General features: G+C 73.0%; 15 protein-coding genes. 6 read left to right on the top strand and 9 right to left on the bottom strand.

The window, feature by feature from the left end; all coding sequences use genetic code 11:
* Positions 1 to 67: 67 nt before the first annotated feature.
* Both AC5RVZ_RS04200 and AC5RVZ_RS04205 read left to right on the top strand, forming a co-directional pair.
* A complete protein-coding gene (locus tag AC5RVZ_RS04200) occupies positions 68 to 1,321 on the top strand; it encodes a glutamyl-tRNA reductase (RefSeq protein WP_494064505.1) in 1,254 nt (417 codons plus the stop codon).
* Between the two features lie 139 nt (positions 1,322 to 1,460).
* Entirely contained in the window at positions 1,461 to 2,831 is a 1,371-nt protein-coding gene (locus tag AC5RVZ_RS04205) for an HNH endonuclease signature motif containing protein (protein WP_494064506.1), read from the top strand.
* 56 nt (positions 2,832 to 2,887) lie between these two features.
* Here the strand turns inward: AC5RVZ_RS04205 and AC5RVZ_RS04210 are convergent, their stop codons facing one another.
* Both AC5RVZ_RS04210 and AC5RVZ_RS04215 read right to left on the bottom strand, forming a co-directional pair.
* Positions 2,888 to 3,793, bottom strand: a complete 906-nt coding sequence (locus tag AC5RVZ_RS04210) for a ZIP family metal transporter (protein ID WP_494064507.1) — start codon at positions 3,791 to 3,793, stop codon at positions 2,888 to 2,890.
* Between the two features lie 65 nt (positions 3,794 to 3,858).
* Positions 3,859 to 4,935 (bottom strand): Glu/Leu/Phe/Val dehydrogenase family protein, encoded by a 1,077-nt coding sequence (locus AC5RVZ_RS04215; protein WP_494064508.1) that lies wholly within the window; start codon positions 4,933 to 4,935, stop codon positions 3,859 to 3,861.
* A gap of 192 nt (positions 4,936 to 5,127) precedes the next feature.
* Here AC5RVZ_RS04215 and AC5RVZ_RS04220 point away from each other — a divergent pair, with 192 nt between their 5' ends.
* Positions 5,128 to 5,610, top strand: a complete 483-nt coding sequence (locus AC5RVZ_RS04220) for a YbaK/EbsC family protein (RefSeq protein WP_494064509.1) — start codon at positions 5,128 to 5,130, stop codon at positions 5,608 to 5,610.
* Positions 5,611 to 5,645: 35 nt separating this feature from the next.
* On the opposite strand, the gene AC5RVZ_RS04225 is transcribed toward AC5RVZ_RS04220, so the two are convergent.
* Both AC5RVZ_RS04225 and AC5RVZ_RS04230 read right to left on the bottom strand, forming a co-directional pair.
* Positions 5,646 to 6,764, bottom strand: a complete 1,119-nt coding sequence (locus AC5RVZ_RS04225) for a baeRF11 domain-containing protein (protein WP_494064510.1) — start codon at positions 6,762 to 6,764, stop codon at positions 5,646 to 5,648.
* A 63-nt stretch (positions 6,765 to 6,827) separates the two neighbouring features.
* Complete coding sequence (locus AC5RVZ_RS04230) at positions 6,828 to 7,607, bottom strand: IclR family transcriptional regulator (protein WP_494064511.1); 780 nt, start codon at positions 7,605 to 7,607, stop codon at positions 6,828 to 6,830.
* A gap of 61 nt (positions 7,608 to 7,668) precedes the next feature.
* Here AC5RVZ_RS04230 and hutH point away from each other — a divergent pair, with 61 nt between their 5' ends.
* Positions 7,669 to 9,255 carry a histidine ammonia-lyase gene (hutH, locus tag AC5RVZ_RS04235; protein ID WP_494064512.1) on the top strand — a complete coding sequence of 529 codons (1,587 nt, stop codon included), beginning with the start codon at positions 7,669 to 7,671 and terminating at the stop codon, positions 9,253 to 9,255.
* A 27-nt stretch (positions 9,256 to 9,282) separates the two neighbouring features.
* On the opposite strand, the gene AC5RVZ_RS04240 is transcribed toward hutH, so the two are convergent.
* Positions 9,283 to 9,906 carry an HDIG domain-containing metalloprotein gene (locus AC5RVZ_RS04240; protein WP_494064513.1) on the bottom strand — a complete coding sequence of 208 codons (624 nt, stop codon included), beginning with the start codon at positions 9,904 to 9,906 and terminating at the stop codon, positions 9,283 to 9,285.
* 145 nt (positions 9,907 to 10,051) lie between these two features.
* Between AC5RVZ_RS04240 and hutU the strand changes: the two genes are divergently transcribed.
* Together hutU and hutI are read left to right on the top strand one after the other, a co-directional pair.
* Positions 10,052 to 11,770, top strand: coding sequence for a urocanate hydratase (gene hutU / locus AC5RVZ_RS04245; protein ID WP_494064735.1), 1,719 nt, complete (start codon positions 10,052 to 10,054; stop codon positions 11,768 to 11,770).
* Between the two features lie 3 nt (positions 11,771 to 11,773).
* A complete protein-coding gene (hutI, locus tag AC5RVZ_RS04250; protein WP_494064514.1) occupies positions 11,774 to 13,015 on the top strand; it encodes an imidazolonepropionase in 1,242 nt (413 codons plus the stop codon).
* Here the strand turns inward: hutI and AC5RVZ_RS04255 are convergent.
* The 4 genes from AC5RVZ_RS04255 to AC5RVZ_RS04270 are packed head-to-tail and all read right to left on the bottom strand — an operon-like array spanning position 13,012 to position 16,294.
* Entirely contained in the window at positions 13,012 to 13,503 is a 492-nt protein-coding gene (locus tag AC5RVZ_RS04255) for a SixA phosphatase family protein (RefSeq protein WP_494064515.1), read from the bottom strand. The two genes, hutI and AC5RVZ_RS04255, sit on opposite strands and share 4 nt — an antisense overlap.
* Positions 13,500 to 14,396 (bottom strand): agmatinase family protein, encoded by an 897-nt coding sequence (locus AC5RVZ_RS04260; RefSeq protein WP_494064516.1) that lies wholly within the window; start codon positions 14,394 to 14,396, stop codon positions 13,500 to 13,502. Before AC5RVZ_RS04260 ends, AC5RVZ_RS04255 begins: the two co-directional genes overlap by 4 nt.
* Positions 14,397 to 14,443: 47 nt before the next feature.
* Complete coding sequence (locus tag AC5RVZ_RS04265) at positions 14,444 to 15,730, bottom strand: DUF445 domain-containing protein (RefSeq protein WP_494064517.1); 1,287 nt, start codon at positions 15,728 to 15,730, stop codon at positions 14,444 to 14,446.
* Between the two features lie 27 nt (positions 15,731 to 15,757).
* Positions 15,758 to 16,294, bottom strand: coding sequence for a PadR family transcriptional regulator (locus AC5RVZ_RS04270; protein WP_494064518.1), 537 nt, complete (start codon positions 16,292 to 16,294; stop codon positions 15,758 to 15,760).
* Positions 16,295 to 16,296: the final 2 nt, after the last annotated feature.

Consider the following 16,296-nt stretch of genomic DNA (forward strand, 5'->3'; position numbering starts at 1 on the left):
AACCTTAGGCGCCGGGCCTGAGCGTCCTCCGTGCCTGCACACAGGAGGCGTGCCTTAAGATTGGGGGGTGCTCCTTTGTCTGACCGCGAACCACCGGAACGCGAGCCTCGACACCCTGGAGCGACTCTCCGTCGGTGCGCCCTCCGCGACACGGGCCCTCGTGCAGGACGAGATCTTCGTCTCCGGGGCCGTCGTGCTCGCGACGTGCAACCGCTTCGAGGCCTACCTCGACATCGATGAGCCGCTGACCGGGGGCGAGGCGGTCGCCGTCGAATCCGTCGTCGAGGCGATGGCCGAGGCATCCGGGATCTCCGCCGACCACCTCCGTTCGTCCGTCGCCGTGCATCAGGGCGCGGATGCCGCCGCGCACCTGTTCGCGGTGACCAGCGGGCTGGAGTCGATGGTCGTCGGCGAGGACGAGATCTCGGGCCAGGTGCGCCGGGCGCTCGACGCTGCCCGCGCCGACGGGCTGACCAGCGGCGAGCTGGAGCGGCTGTTCCAGCGGGCGACGCACACCAGCCGCGGCGTGCGCAACCGCACGCGCCTGCGGGGCGCGCACCGGTCGCTCGTGCGCTTCGCGCTGGAGCTGGCCTCCAGCCGCGTCGCCGACTGGGCCGACGCCCGCGTCCTCCTCGTCGGCACGGGCCGGTACGCGGCGCGGACGGTCGAGGCGCTGCGCGCCCGTGGCGCCCGCGACATCCACGTCTTCTCGCCGTCGGGCCGTGCCGCCGCGTTCGCGGTGAAGCACGCGCTCACCCCTGTGGCCGACTTCCGGGCGGCGGCTGCCGAGGCCGACGTGGTGATCACGTGCACCGCCGACGCCGTCGTCCACGCGGAGGCCTTCGCGCCGGGACACCGCGTGCTGGTGATCGACCTGGGACTGCCCCGCAACGTCGACCCCGAGGTGGGCCTCGTCGAGGGGGTCGAGCTGCTCGATCTCGAGACGATCCGCCTGCACGCGCCGCTGGAGGAGTTCAACGCCCACGCCGACGCGCGCCTCATCGTCGGCGACGCCGCGGTGGAGTTCGCCGCCGACCGCGAGGCGGGTCCTGCCATCACGGCGCTGCGGCGAGACGTGCTCAAGGTCGTCGACGACGAGATCGCCCGCGCCCGCGCCCGTGGTGCCGGTGACGACGTCGAAGCGGCGCTGCGACACCTCGCGGGCGTGCTGCTGCACAAGCCGTCGGTGCGCATCCGCGAGCTCGCGGTCGAAGGGCGGATCGACGAGGCACGCGCCGCCCTCGAACTGCTGCACGGCCTCTCGGTGGATCCGGCGCCCGCGGCCGAAGAGATCGCGGAGGACTGGTCGGCCTCGGCCTGACCTGTTCGGACCCTGGTGGGGCAGCTGGGGTCGCGCGCCTGAACGGTGGGGATCCCGGTGCCGCGGTGCCCACCGATCGCCTCATGGCGTCGCTCGGCATCCGAGTGGGAATGTCGTAGGTATGTTCTAACCTCAGGACATGCTCATCGACCCCGCCCCTGCCTTCGTCGCTCCTTCCGAGCGTGACGACGCGGTCGCCGTCGACGACGCCTACCCACCCGACGTGCCGCTCGAGCTCGATGACTGGGACCGAGCGGACGACTTCGACCCGCCCGACGCGCTGACACTCGTCCTCGATTCGGCCACCATGCTGGCCGGTGCCGCTGCGGACCGGCTGGTGCGCATCGACGCCATGCATCGGGAGCTGATCGCCGAGGCGGCTCATCGCGGCGCGGGCGTCCGCGACATCGTGGAGCGCTCCATCCGGCTCGAGCTGGCCGCGGGGATGCGTATCACCGAGTACGCGGCCGGGCGTCTGCTGCGGCAGGCGGAAGCGCTCGTCCACCGGTACCCCCGGGCGCTGGATTCGCTGTGGCACGGTCGGATCACCGAGGACCACGCCGCGATCCTGGTCGATCTGGTCGATCAGGTCGAGCCCGCGCTGCGTGACCGCGTCGTCGATCGAGCCGTCGCCCTCGCCGAGGCGGAGCCGGTCGGCCGGTTCCGGCGCGCGCTGCAGGCTCTCGCCGACACGGTGCGGTCAGCCACGCTCGAGGAGCGGCACGAGGAAGCGGTGCAGCGGCGGCGCGTCGGTGTCGATCGCGGCGGAGACGGGATGTCGACGTTCTGGCTGCACGGTCCCGACGTCGAGATGAGCGCCATCTACGGCCGCGTCACCGCGATGGGCAAGGCCATCATCGGACGCGACGGTGAGACGCGGACTCTCGATCAGGCACGTGCCGACGTCGTCAGCGACCTTCTGATCGACGGCACGACGGAGAACATGCCGGCTGCCGTGTCGGGGATCCGCGCCACCGTCGTGGTCACCGTGCCGGTGCTGTCGCTTCTCACGGACGAGGCCGCGGAATCGGCGGATCCGCCGGTGGTCGAAGGCCTCGGGCCGATCCCGATGTCTCGCGCGCGAGAGCTGTGCGGCGGCGACGCGAAGTGGATGCGGGTGCTGACGCATCCGGAGACGGGGATGGTGCTGTCGGTCGGCCGTCGGCGGTACGAGGCGCCGGCGGCGCTGCGCAAGCTGGTGGCGTGGCGAGCGGACCGCTGCATGGCTCCTGGATGCGGCATGCCGGCCTCGCGGTGCGAGATCGATCACCAGGTGGCGTGGGCGGACGGCGGCGAGACTTGTCTCGACAACCACGCGCCGTTCTGCAAGAACCATCACATCGTCAAGCACCACGGCGGGTGGTCGGTGCGCCAGATCGAGGGGACCGGCGGAAGCATCGAGTGGATCTCGCCGACCGGGCGGCGTTACGTCGTGCATCCCGAGCGGAGGGTGCCGGTCTTCACCGCATCGGGGCGAGGCGATCCCGGCGCCGATCCGCCGCCGTTCTGACCTGTCGTCGACGCGATCACCCTCGTGACGGGGCCACCGTCGATCGCGGCGCGCTGTCAGCCGGCGAGCTCGTGCAGCAGGAAGGCAGCGAGGAAGCCGATCGTCGCCCACAATCCCGTGAGTGCATGCTGCTCGTCGAACGCCTCGGGGATCATCGTGTTGCAGATCATCGCGAGCAGGCTCCCCGCCGCGATGGTCGTGATGAGTGCGACGAGCTCCGCCGGTGCCGCCTGGAAGACCGCGTATCCGAGCACGGCCGCCACGACGGTGACGGCTGCGATGCCGCCCCACAGCAGCAGCACCGACCGCAGTGACCCGCCGCTGCGCTTCAGGGAGGCGGTCGAGCCGAGGCCCTCGGGGACATTGCTGATCGCGATCGCCGCGACGATCGGGACGCTGATCCCTCCCTCGACGACCGACAGCCCCAGCACGATCGATTCCGGGATGCCGTCGATGAGGGCGCCGATCGCGATGGCGAGGCCCGACCCGCCGGCGAGCGCCGCCGCCGTCCCCGTCCCCGCACTCCCTGAGCTGACTCCGCCGGACGCGACTCCGCTGGACGCCGCCGCGCTGGACGCCGCCGCCCTCGCGCGCGCCGGCGCCCGCGTTCCGCCCGCCCGGACGGTCGTCGAGCGACGCGTGGCCAGCTGCGACACCGCCCTGCGCGCGGTGATGCTGGCCGGGGCATCCGGTCGCTTCGGCCGTGAGACGAGCCAGTCGGCGACGATGTAGATGACCGCACCGGCGAGGAACCCCGTCACAGTGGGGATCAGTCCGCCGTCGGCGGCTGCCTCCTCGACCAGCTCGAACGCCAGCGTCGAGATCAGCACGCCCGCGCCCAACGCCATGACACCGGCGACGACGCGCTGCGGGACGTCGACGAACCACGCCACCGCCGCACCGAGCAGCAGCGTGCCGCCCCCGATCACACCGCTGAGCGCCGCCAGCCAGAGACCGTCCATGGCGCCAACCTAGCCGGACCGGGCGCCGATGTGGCGCGCGTCCGCGCCGCACGGGCACGCCGCGGTCAGTTGGCCAGCGCCGGCTCCCGCCCGGCGGAGGCGAGCCGCTCGGCGGCGAGACCTTCGGCCGCATCCAGCGGCGTGACGTTGCGCGCCTCCGCCTCGTCGAAGACCCGACGGACCGTGTCACCGATGCGGGCCACCCGCTCCAGGATCTCGGCTCGCGTGCCGCGCTTCTTCGCCTCGAGGTCGAGGTAGATCACCCCGCCGGCGTTGACGACGAAGTCGGGCGCGTACAGGATGCCCCGGCGCGCGAGACGCTCCGCCCCGCGGCGCTCGGCGAGGGGGTTGTTGGCCGGCCCGCACACGGACTTCGCCTCGAGCGCATCGATGACGTCGTCGGTGAGGACCCCGCCGATGCCGGCGGGGACGAACACGTCCGCGGGGATAAGGTGCTCCTCGCCGGGCATCACCCACTCCGCGCCGAGCTCGCGAGCCAGGTCGCGCTTGGCGGGGTTGACGTCGGTGACCGCCAGCACGGCGCCCTCGGCCGACAGCCGCACCGCCAGCCGGCTTCCCACCTGTCCGAGCCCGGAGATCGTGATGCGGCGACCGGCGACGTCCGGGGAACCGGTGACGCGCTCGAGGGTCGCCCGCAGAGACTCGTAGACGCCCAGGCTCGTCGGACCGGCCGGCTCGCCCGAGCCGCCCACGGCGTCCGGGAGCCCCACCACGTGCTCGGTGCGCTCGCTCACCACCAGCATGTCGTCGGTGGTGGAGCCGACGTCCTCGGCGGTGCGATAGAGACCGTGCAGCGACTCGACGGCGTCGCCCAGGTCGAGGAACGCCGCCCGGCGGCGCTGTGCATCGAGCGTCGTGCCGGGGGGCAGCGCGATGACGGCCTTGCCGCCGCCGGCGTCGAGACCCGCGGCGGCGTTCTTGAGCGTCATGGCGGCCGACAGGCGCAGGACGTCGCCCAGTGCGTCGCTCCAGTGCGGGTAGGTCCACAGACGGGCACCGCCGAGCGCGGAGCCGAGTGCGGACGAGTGCAGCGCCACGGCGATGAACAATCCGCTGCGACGTCCGGTGATCACCTCCACGCGTTCGTGCGTGAAGTCGGGCAGTGGCAGGGTGTGCGACATCGCGGTACTTCCTTCGGCGGGCCTCGTGGGCAGTGCGCTGCAGATGCCGCGGCGTTGCGGCATCCATTCTCATTGCACACCCAGGCGACGGATTGTTCAACAGGCTGGCCGGCGATTGCGCACATTGCGCGGCCACCGACGGGAGGATCGGGCGGATCGACGCGCCATGAGGGGCGCCTCTAGGCTGGCCGCGTGACTTCCGCCGAGCAGCTCCCCGTCCGCAGTCGTCTCGTCCACGATGCCCTGCGCGCGGCGGGCATCGACGGAGACATCGTGGTGCTTCCGGATGCCGCCGCCACGGCCCCGCTCGCGGCGGCGGCCCTGGGGGTCGAGGTCGGCGCGATCGCGAACAGCCTGGTGTTCTGGTCCGACGGCGAGCCGCTCCTCGTCATGACCAGCGGCGCCCATCGCGTCGACACCACGGCGCTCGCCACTCGTCTGGGACGCGACAGCATCCGCCGCGCGACGCCCGAGCAGGTGCGCGACGCGACCGGTCAGGCCATCGGGGGAGTGGCCCCCACCGGGCACCCGGCGCCTCTCACCACCATCGTGGACGAGGATCTCGCGGCCCATCCGCAGATCTGGGCGGCCGGCGGCACCCCGCACACCGTCTTCCCGCTGACCTTCGAGGAGCTGGTCCGGCTGACCGCCGGGACCGTGGCGAAGGTCGACTGACCCCGCCGCCGCACCGACACGGCGGCGGGGGCGGCTCAGCGGTCGACGCTCACCGGGAAGCGGAGGGTGGCCGCCACCGGCGAGCCGTCCAGAAGGTCCCGCTGCCGCACCGCCCGCACCCGACCGCCGGTGTGCAGCACCCGGGCGGCGAGTTCGTCCACGAGGCGGGGGCAGTCGTCGCCGTCGTCGGGGTGCACCCGGCCGAACTCGTCGATCGTGCCGCACTGCTCGGCATCCATGTCGAAGCGGAGTTCGTCCACGGCCGCCTGGGCGGTCGCCGCGGCCACCTCGACCAGTCGCGTGGTCGCAAGGCCCTGCGCCCGCAGGGTGCCGAACCGCTCCTTCCACTGCGAGGTCTCTTCCGCGCGCAGCCGATCGAGGGCCTCGCGCGCGACGCGCTCGATCTCGGCGTCGTCGAGCGACTGCGGGTGCGCGGCGATGCTGTGCGGCTGCAGCGAGCGATGGGTGTTCACCGACCGGTAGGCGGGCTCCAAGTCCGGCGTCGACGCGAGGATCAGCGGAACGGCGTCCGGGACGACCCGCACGACCTGATCCTGCACGATGCGGCAGAACCGCTCGCGCTCGGTCCGCTCGCCGTCGGTTCCCTGGGCGCGATGCCGGTCGCTGCGCCCCTCGTTCTCGGTGTAGGCCAGCGCGTACGCGTGATCCTCCGGCAGCTCCAGCGGTCGCTCGACGGGCCCGTGGTCGGGGCCGACCTCGGTCAGCCGCACGAGCCCCTCGGCCAGCTGGAGGACGAACGCGCGCGCCGGGTACGCCTTGGCGCGAAGGAGCGGGGCCAGATCGAAGCGATCGTTCACGGTGACGATGTCGCGCAGATGGTTGGCCAGGCGGAAAGCCTCCAGCCGGCCGGGTGCAGCGAGGACGACGATCGAGCGGGACTGGTGCGTCCAGAAGTCGTCGTCGCCGAGCACTCCCTCGAGCGCGCTCTTCATCTGCGTGCGCACGTCCTGCCGGAAGCCGCGCTCGCCGAGGATCCGGTCGACCTCGTCGATGGTGTTGCGGAACGCGATCTTGATGCGCTCATGGTCGAGCGGGAACGGGGAGGAGGCGAGGGCCACCGTCACCGAGGGCTCGGCGCGGAAGTCCATCAGATCGATCAGCTGCGAATCATCGGGGATGTCTGCGGGGAGCATACGGCGACGGTAATCGCGTCCGGATGCGAAGGCGGAGGGGCTTGCGGATGCCGCGCGATCGGTCTATCCGGTGCGGCCGATGCGACGCTCCAGCTCGGCCGCGGCGGTCGTCGTCAGACGGGCGAGCTCACGCGGGTCCGCTCCGGCCTCGCTCGGCCACGTGACCGCGATCGCGGCGGCGGGCCATCCGGCGTGGTCGCGCACGACGGCGCCGACCGAGCGCAGCCCGAGCGTCACCTCGCCGTCCTCGGTCGCGTGCCCCCGCGCCCGCACCTCCCGCAGGAGCTCCCGCAGCTCGGCGGGGCGACGGGGACCCCGCCCGGTCCGGTCGGCGAAGGCGGCGGCATCCGGATACAGCGCCCTCACCTGCTCCCGGGGCAGCGCGGCGAGCATGGCTCGACCGGTGGCGGTGAGGTGCGCGGGCAGGCGCACGCCGACATCCGTCACGAGCGCAGGACGCTTCGGCGCCCGCTCCTCGACGATGTACAGCACGTCGCGCCCGTGCATGACCGCCAGGTGCGCGCTCTCGTGCGCACGGTCGACGAGCTCGGCCAGCACCGGACGCCCCAGGCGTGCGAGCGGCTCCTGTCGCGCGTAGCCGCCGGCCAGCTCGAACGCGGCGATCCCGAGTCCCCATCGGCGCTCCTCGGGCACGTGCACGACGAAGTGGTGCTCGTGCAGCGTCGCGAGCAGGTGATAGACCGTCGAACGCGGAATGCCGAGCGCCGCGGAGATCGTGCGCGCCGGGACGGGACCGCGCTGGCGGCCGAGGAAGGCCAGGATCCGCAGCGTCTGGTCGGCCGCGGGGACCTGCGGCCGAACGGGTGCGGAACTGTCTGGCATGGCAGACACAGGATGCCACGACGCGCTGTCGTCCGCCATCGCGGCGGTGTGGAATCGGTGCATGGCCACCATCACCGAGCCCGCCGTCGATGTCGTCCGGATCGGCACCGCACCCCTGTCGCCGGCCGATGTCATCGCCGTCGCGCGTCACGACGCGCGGGTCGAGCTCGCGCCCGCGGCCCGGGAGCGCATCGCCGCCACGCGCGCTCTCGTGGAGGGCCTCGCCGACGACCCGGAGCCCCACTACGGGATCTCCACCGGCTTCGGAGCGCTCGCCACGACGTTCATCGCTGCGGACCGGCGGCGTCAGCTGCAGGCGAGCCTCATCCGCTCGCATGCCGCGGGCACCGGCGCCCTGATCGAGCGGGAGGTCGTGCGCGCCCTCATGCTGCTGCGGCTGCAGACGCTCGCGACCGGCCGCACGGGCGTGCGGCCGGTGGTCGCGGACACCTACGCCGCGATGCTGAATGCCGGCATCACCCCCATCGTGCGGGAGTACGGCTCCCTGGGATGCTCGGGCGACCTCGCTCCGCTGGCCCATGTGGCGCTCGCCGCGATGGGGGAGGGCCGCGTGCACGCGGGCACGGCCGCCGATGGGGACGGCACGGAGATGACGGCCGCGGAGGCGCTCGGGGCGGCATCTATCGCCCCGCTCGTGCTTCGCGAGAAGGAGGGCCTCGCCCTCATCAACGGCACCGACGGGATGCTCGGGATGCTGCTGCTCGCCCTCCACGATCTGTCGGTCCTCCTCGACACGGCGGACGTCGCCGCGGCGCTGTCGATCGAGTCGCAGCTGGGAACGGACGCGGTCTTCGCAGCCGACCTCATGGCGCTGCGGCCGCAGGTCGGCCAGGCGTCCTCGGCGGCGAACCTGCGGGCGCTGCTCGCCGACTCGGCGATCATGGCCTCGCATCGCGACCCGGCCGTGTGCACGCGCGTGCAGGACGCGTACTCGCTGCGATGCTCGCCGCAGGTGCACGGTGCCGCACGCGACACGCTCGAGCACGCCCGGGTCATCGCTTCGCGCGAGCTCGCCGCCGCGGTCGACAATCCGGTCGTGACCGAAGACGGGCGCGTGGAGTCCAACGGGAACTTCCACGGCGCTCCCGTCGCCTATGTGCTCGACTTCCTCGCCATCGCGGTCGCCGATGTCGCCTCGATCTCGGAGCGGCGCACCGACCGCGCGCTGGATCCGGCGCGCAGCCAGGGCCTGCCGCCGTTCCTCGCGCACGAGGTCGGCGTCGACTCCGGGCTGATGATCGCGCAGTACGCCGCTGCGGGCATCGTCTCCGAGCTCAAGCGGCTGGCGGCGCCGGCCTCGGTCGACTCCATCCCGTCGTCGGCGATGCAGGAGGACCACGTCTCGATGGGCTGGACGGCGGCGCGCAAGCTCCGGCGTGCGATCGACGGGCTGGCCCGCGTCATCGCGATCGAGGTGCTGACCGCGACACGGGCGCTCGACCTTCGCGCTCCGCTGCGTCCGGCGCCTCCGACGGGCGCGGTGCGGGACCTCGTGCGCACGGTGGCAGACGGGCCCGGTCCCGACCGGATCGTGTCGGACGACATCGAGGCGGTCACCGCCCTCGTCGCATCCGGTGAGGTCGCACGTGCGGCCTACGCGGCCGCGCCGCCGGCGGCGGCCGGGTAGGCGGGCCCGGCATCCGGCCGGAGCCGATCAGGAACGCTGCGCGATCCGCATCCAGGGGATCGAGGCATCCGGCCGCGCCGCGGACCCGCGCGCGTCGCCGTCGCAGCGCACCACCACGGCCCAGTCCTCGATCGACGTGCCGGCCGCCTGCAGCCGGTCCTGCAGCCGCCGCACGGCTCTCAGGCTCGGTGCGCCCTGCACGGACACGTGGGCCATGTGCGTGGCGATGATCGCGGAGGCCGCAGCGATGAGCGGATGCGGCAGGCTGAGACGGCGTCCGAGGGTGGCGGCGATGTCGGCTCCGCGCTCGGCGTGGCCGTACGAGGTGATGCGGCCGTTGCGTCGCCGGGTGGTGTCGGGCTTGCCGATGTCGTGCCACAGCGCGGCGAGCACCAGCAGCTCGCGGTGCTCGGGCGAGACACCCGTCTCGTCGGCGTGCCGCGCGGCGAGGTCGGCGGCCCACAGGGAGTGCACGAGGACGTCGCCCTCGGGGTGCCAGCGCGGGTCCTGCGGGGTGCGCGCGAGCGCCGCGAGCTCGGGGATCTCCTCGATGAGACGTTCGCGCTGGAGCTGCTCCGACGGCACAGGCGCGTTCAACGCCGCACGCAGGCGGGCGCCTCGTCCCCGCTCACCCGCGTTCGGCTCGGTCATGCTCTCATTGCACCAACCGCCCCGCGGCAGAGCAAGCGCGCCGTCTGGTATGACAGACAGCGGTCGCCTCGGGGTCGTTGCCCCGGACCGGGGATGACGGTGGAATCGACCCATGACCGATACGACGCAGAGGACGCCGGCGACGATGCCGGACCCGGGGACGGCGCACGGGGACGCTCCCCGCGCTCCGGTGCGGGCAGCGCGCGGAGCCGCGCGGACCGCCAAGAGCTGGGGCGCCGAAGCGGCCAAGCGCATGCTGATGAACAACCTGGATCCCGAGGTCGCCGAGCACCCCGAGGACCTGGTCGTCTACGGCGGGACGGGGCGCGCGGCCCGCAGCTGGGAGGCCTTCGACGCGCTCGTGCGGACGCTCGATGAGCTCGAGCCGGATGAGACGCTCCTGGTGCAGTCCGGCAAGCCGGTCGGCGTGTTCCGCACGCACGAGTGGGCGCCGCGCGTGCTCATCGCCAACTCGAACCTCGTCGGGGACTGGGCGACGTGGCCGGAGTTCCGCCGGCTCGAGCAGCTCGGCCTGACGATGTACGGCCAGATGACCGCGGGCTCGTGGATCTACATCGGCACGCAGGGCATCCTGCAGGGCACGTACGAGACCTTCGCGGCCGTCGCACGCTCACTCGCGCACAAGCGCGGCGCGGATGCCGCGACGGCATCCCTCGCCGGCACGCTGACGCTGACGGCGGGCTGCGGCGGCATGGGCGGGGCGCAGCCGCTCGCGGTGACGCTCAACGGCGGCGCCGTGCTGATCGTCGACGTCGACGAGTCGCGGCTCTCGCGGCGCGTCCAGCACGGCTATCTCGACGAGTACACGACCGACCTCGACGCGGCGCTGGCCCGGGTCGTCGCCGCCAAGACCGCGGGCGAGGCGCTGAGCGTCGGGGTCGTCGGCAACGCCGCAGAGGTCTTCGGCGAGGTGCTGCGCCGCCATCGCGCGGGCGCAATCGAGGTCGACATCGTGACCGACCAGACCAGCGCGCACGACCCGCTTGCCTACCTTCCCGTCGGCATCCCGTTCCCTCAGTGGCGCACGGAAGCCGCTCGCGACCCCGAGACCTTCACCGCTCGCGCGCGCGAGAGCATGGCTGCGCATGTCGCTGCGATGGTCGGCTTCCAGGATGCCGGTGCCGAGGTGTTCGACTACGGCAACTCCATCCGCCGCGAGGCCGAGCTCGGCGGGTGCGATCGCGCTTTCGCGTTCCCGGGCTTCGTGCCGGCGTACATCCGTCCGCAGTTCGCCGAGGGGCGCGGTCCCTTCCGATGGGTCGCCCTCTCCGGCGACCCCGAGGACATCCGCCGCACCGATCGCGCGGTGATGGAGCTCTTCCCCGACAACGCCGGGCTCATCCGGTGGCTCGAGCGCGCCGGCGACGCCGTGCACTTCGAGGGGCTTCCGGCACGGATCTGCTGGCTCGGCTACAAGGAGCGCCACCTCGCCGGTCTGCGGTTCAACGAGATGGTCGCGTCGGGCGAGCTCAGCGGTCCGATCGTGATCGGCCGCGACCACCTCGACGCGGGATCGGTGGCGAGCCCCTACCGTGAGACGGAGGCGATGGCGGACGGCTCGGACGCGATCGCCGACTGGCCGCTGCTGAACGCGCTGCTCAACACCGCGTCCGGGGCCGCGTGGGTGTCGATCCACCATGGCGGCGGCGTCGGCATCGGCCGCAGCATCCATGCCGGTCAGGTGACGGTCGCCGACGGCACGCCGCTGGCGGCCGAGAAGCTCGAGCGGGTGCTGACGAACGATCCGGGCACCGGCGTCATGCGGCATGTCGACGCCGGTTACGACCGTGCCAAGGAGGTCGCGCGCGAGCGCGGCCTCCGCATCCCGATGCTGGAGCCCTGATCGATGTCCGGTGCGACGGATCGTCAACGGGGCGCCGGGGGAGGGACGCCGCGCGCGACGCTGATCACGAACATCGGCGAGCTGACCACGAACGACCATCGCGACGGCGATCCGTGCGGCACGCTCCACGACGCGGCCGTCCTGATCGAGGACGCCCGCATCGCGTGGGTCGGGTCCGCGGCCGACGCCGCGCGCCGCCTCGCGACCCGCGCAGCGACCGCCGCCGACGTGGAGCTGCTCGATGCCGGGGGCCGGGCGGTCATCCCGGGCTTCGTCGACAGCCACACGCACCTGGTGTTCGGCGGCGACCGCGCCGACGAGTTCGAGGCACGCATGACCGGCACGCCCTATGCCGCCGGAGGCATACGGCGCACCGTCGCAGCCACGCGTGACGCGAGCGACGCGGAGCTGCGCGAGCGGCTGGCTCGTCTGGTGACGGAGCTGCACCGCCAGGGCACGACGACCTTCGAGGTGAAGACCGGCTACGGCCTCACCGTGCACGACGAGGCGCGCCTCGCGCGGCTAGCGGCCGAGGTCACGCCGGAGGTCACCTACCTCGGCGCCCATGTCGTTCCGGCCGAGTTCACCGATCGACGGGAGGACTACGTCGAGCTGGTGTGCGGCGACATGCTGCAGGCCTGCGCTGCGCACAGCCGGTGGATCGACGTGTTCTGCGAGCGTGGGGCCTTCACCGGCGACGAGGCGCGCCGGATCCTCGCCGCCGGCGCCGCCCACGGCCTCATGCCGCGGGTCCACGGCAATCAGCTGGGCCCGGGCGACGGGGTGCGGCTGGCCGTCGAGCTGGGCGCGGCGTCGGTCGACCACTGCACGTTCCTCGAGGACGCGGATGTCGCCGCCCTCTCGGGGTCGAGCACGGTGGCGACGCTCCTGCCGGGCGTGGAGTTCTCGACGCGCCAGCCGTATCCCGACGCGCGGCGGCTCATCGACGCCGGCGTGGTCGTGGCACTCGCGAGCGACTGCAATCCGGGTTCGAGCTTCACCAGCTCCATGCCGCTCATGATCGCCCTCGCCGTGCGGGAGATGGGCATGACGCCGGCCGAGGCGGTGTGGGCGGCGACCGCCGGCGGGGCGCGGGCGCTGCGCCGCCACGACGTGGGCGCGATCGCGCCCGGGGCGCGTGCGGACCTGGTGATGCTGGATGCCCCGACGCGGGTCCACCTGGCCTACCGGCCCGGGGTCCCGCTGGTCGCCGGGGTCTTCAAGGACGGCGCGGCGGTCGGCTAATCCTCGGCCGCGGTGCCCCGGCTCGGGGTGTCGAGCGCCCAGTCGTCGGGATCCAGCGCCGTGGCGACGTCCCAGTCGTCCTGGCGCCACACGAAGCGCGCGACAGCGCACGTCGGCATGTGACCGATTCCGCCGCCGGACAATCGTCCGGCGAGGACGGTCATGCCGGGGTCGTGCGCGACGACGAGCACGGATGCGGCGCGCGTGGCGGCCGCCGCGGCGAGGATCGCGTCGGCGGACGCGCCGTAGAGGCCGGGGTCGAGCGCGACCTCGGCACCCAGCGCGCCAGAGAAGGCCTGGGCCGTGGTGCGAGCCCGCAGCGCCGTGCTGGACAGGAGCAGGTCCGGGCGGAAGCCGGTGTCGGCAAGGCGCTGCGCCATGCGCGGGGCATCGCGCCTCCCTCGGTCGTTGAGCGGGCGATCGTGGTCGTCGAGACCGGGGTCGCCCCAGTCGGATTTCGCGTGCCGCACGAGGACGAGCGTGATCATGCCGTCGCCTTGCCCGCCAGGAGCTCCAGCACGCACAGCGCGGCCAGCCGCACCGTGCGCCCGTCCGCGGCGTCGGCGGTCGCGTCGACCTCGACGATGTCGGCGCTGGCCACGCGCGGGTCGGCTGCCGTCGCGCGCACGAGGGCTCGCAGCTCCCACGCCTGCAGTCCTCCGGGCACCGACGCCGGGCAGCCGGGGGCGACCGACCGGTCGCACACGTCGACGTCGATGTCGAGATGGACGCCGCCGCCTGCGGCGCCGGCAACCTCGAGCGCCTGCGACACCACATCGTCGACGCCGCGGCGGCGCACCTCGTCGAGAGGGATCACCGTGATGCCCAGATCGTGGGCGCGGCGAGCGTATGCGGCCGAGTTGGCGAAGTCGGCGATGCCGATCTGCACAGCGCGTCGTGGGTCCAGGCCGTCCTCGATGAGCCGGCGCACCGGCGACCCGTTGGAGACGCCGTCGCGCAGGTCGAAGTGCGCATCGATCGTGATGAGTCCCGCGGCGCCCGCGCCCTGGGCCACCGCGTAGGTGATGGAGTTGTCACCGCCGAGCGCGACGAGGAGCCGCGCCCGCTCGTGCAGGTCCGCGACGGCGGCCCGGACGGATGCCTCGCCCTCCACGCCGTCGGGGTCGCCGACGTCGCCGGCGTCGGCGATCCGCAGCGACTCGGAGAGATCGACGGGAGGAGGGCCGAGAAGGGTCGGGCTGAAGCGCCGCAGCGCCGCGCGGACGGCGGCCGGCGTGGCGTGCGCGCCCGTGGGCGACAGCGACGTCCGGAAGGCGGGGACGCCCAGGAGCGCGGCATCCCACCCGCCGCCGTCCGGCGACGACCAGCCGCCCGCGCGCGGCCACAGCGGATCGTGGGGGAGTGCGTCGGCGGGGCTCACGGCACCGACGCTACCGCCCGCGCGACCGGGGGCGCAGATCCACGCCGTCAGCCGAGCAGGGCGTGCGCGACGGTGAAGATGACCACGCCCGCCAGCGCACCGACGATCGTGCCGTTGAGGCGGATGTACTGGAGGTCGCGGCCCACCATCAGCTCGATCTTCTCGGTGGTCTCGGCGGCGTCCCAGCGCTCGACGGTGTCGGTGATGATCGAGGCGATGTCATGACGGTAGCGGTCGACGAGGAAGACCGCGGCGTCGGTGACCCAGGAGTCGACGCGGTGCTGGAGCGCGGCATCCGTGGTCAGCCGTTCGCCGATCTCGACGAGCGCCTGGGCCGCCCGGCGGCGCAGGCCGCTTGCGGGGTCGCCCAGAGACTGAAGCAGCCCGGCCTTGGCGGTGTTCCACGCCTGACCGGCCAGCTCCCGCACCCGGGGGCTGTCGAACACGGCGAGCTTCGCGTCCTCGAAGCGCCCGATGGTCGCCGGGTCGTGCTGAAGGTTGTGCGCGAGACGCTCGAGGTAGCCGTCGATCGCGACGCGCGCGGGATGCTGCGGGTCGGTCTGCATCGCGGCGACGAGCTTGACCAGCTCGTTGTACACCGTGTCATCCACCAGCCGCTGGGCGACCGAGGGCACCCACGAGGGCAGCCGACGCGAGAACAGTCCTGCGAACGCGGCGCGGTTGGCCTGCAGCCAGGCTCCGATGGTGTCCAGCGCCATGCCGACCGCGCCGTGATGCGCGTCGGCGTCCACGATGCGGGCGAGCCACGCGCCGAGGGGCGGCCCCCACTCCGGGGTGATGAGGTGCTCGCGTGCGAGGCCTTCGAGCACGTCCTGGACGTCGTCGTCGCTCAGGGCCTGCAGCACGCTCGACGCCATGACGGCGCCCTCGGCGGCGACGCGCTCGGCGTGCGGGTGGTGTCCGGCGACGGGTTCGCGCAGCCACTCGCCGAGGCGCGCAGAGATCGAGGTGCCCTCGAGCTTCGCGCGCACCACGTCGCCGCGCAGGAACTCCGTCTCGACGAACTCGCCGAGCGTCCGGCCGATCTCGTCCTTGCGGCTCGGGATGATCGCGGTGTGCGGGATCGGGATGCCGAGCGGATGCCGGAACAGCGCCGTCACCGCGAACCAGTCCGCCAGCGCCCCGACCATGCCGCCCTCGGCCGCCGCACGCACGTAGGCCAGGGCGGGAACGTCCTGCTGGAAGGCGAAGGACACGGCGAACAGCACCGCCATGAACAGCAGGGCGCCCAGGGCGACGCCTTTCATGACGCGCAGCCCGCGGCGACGCTCCTGGTCCGCCGGACTCAGCGAGTGCGTCGGGGTCCGCGCCATGCGGCCATCCTCCCACGTGGCACGAGGTCAGGCCTCGCCGGCAGCCGCGAGTTCGTCGCACCACTGCAGCGCGAGACGGTGGGATCGGATGCCGTAGTCCAGCGTCGCCCGCTGATACGCGGCGACGTCGGCGAGCCCGGAGGGGACCTCGGCGGCGTCCACGAAACCGGCGACGCGGACCAGTTCGGCGAGATCCTGCTCCACGCGCGATCGGATCGACTCCAGCACCCCGCGCCGCTCCTCGGACGCTTCGAGGAGCCCGAGGAAGAACACCTTCGCGAGCATGACCGTCTCCGCGTCCCCGCCCGAGATCGGCTCATGCATCCACGTCCGCCACGCCTCGCGGCCGGCGTCGGTCACGGTGTACGGCTTGCTGCCCCGCGCCGAGCCGGGAGCCGCCGAGGCCGTGATCAGACCGCTGTCGGCCAGCTGCACGAGCGCACGCCGGATGCTGCCGAAGCTCGCGCTGTAGAACAGCGAGATCCCCTGCTGGAAGAGCCGCTGCACGCCGTACAGCGTCAAGGGCCCGTGAAGGATGAGCAGACCGAGGATGACGTGTTGCATCG

It is taken from the genome of Arthrobacter sp. Cza30 (genome assembly GCF_059090765.1).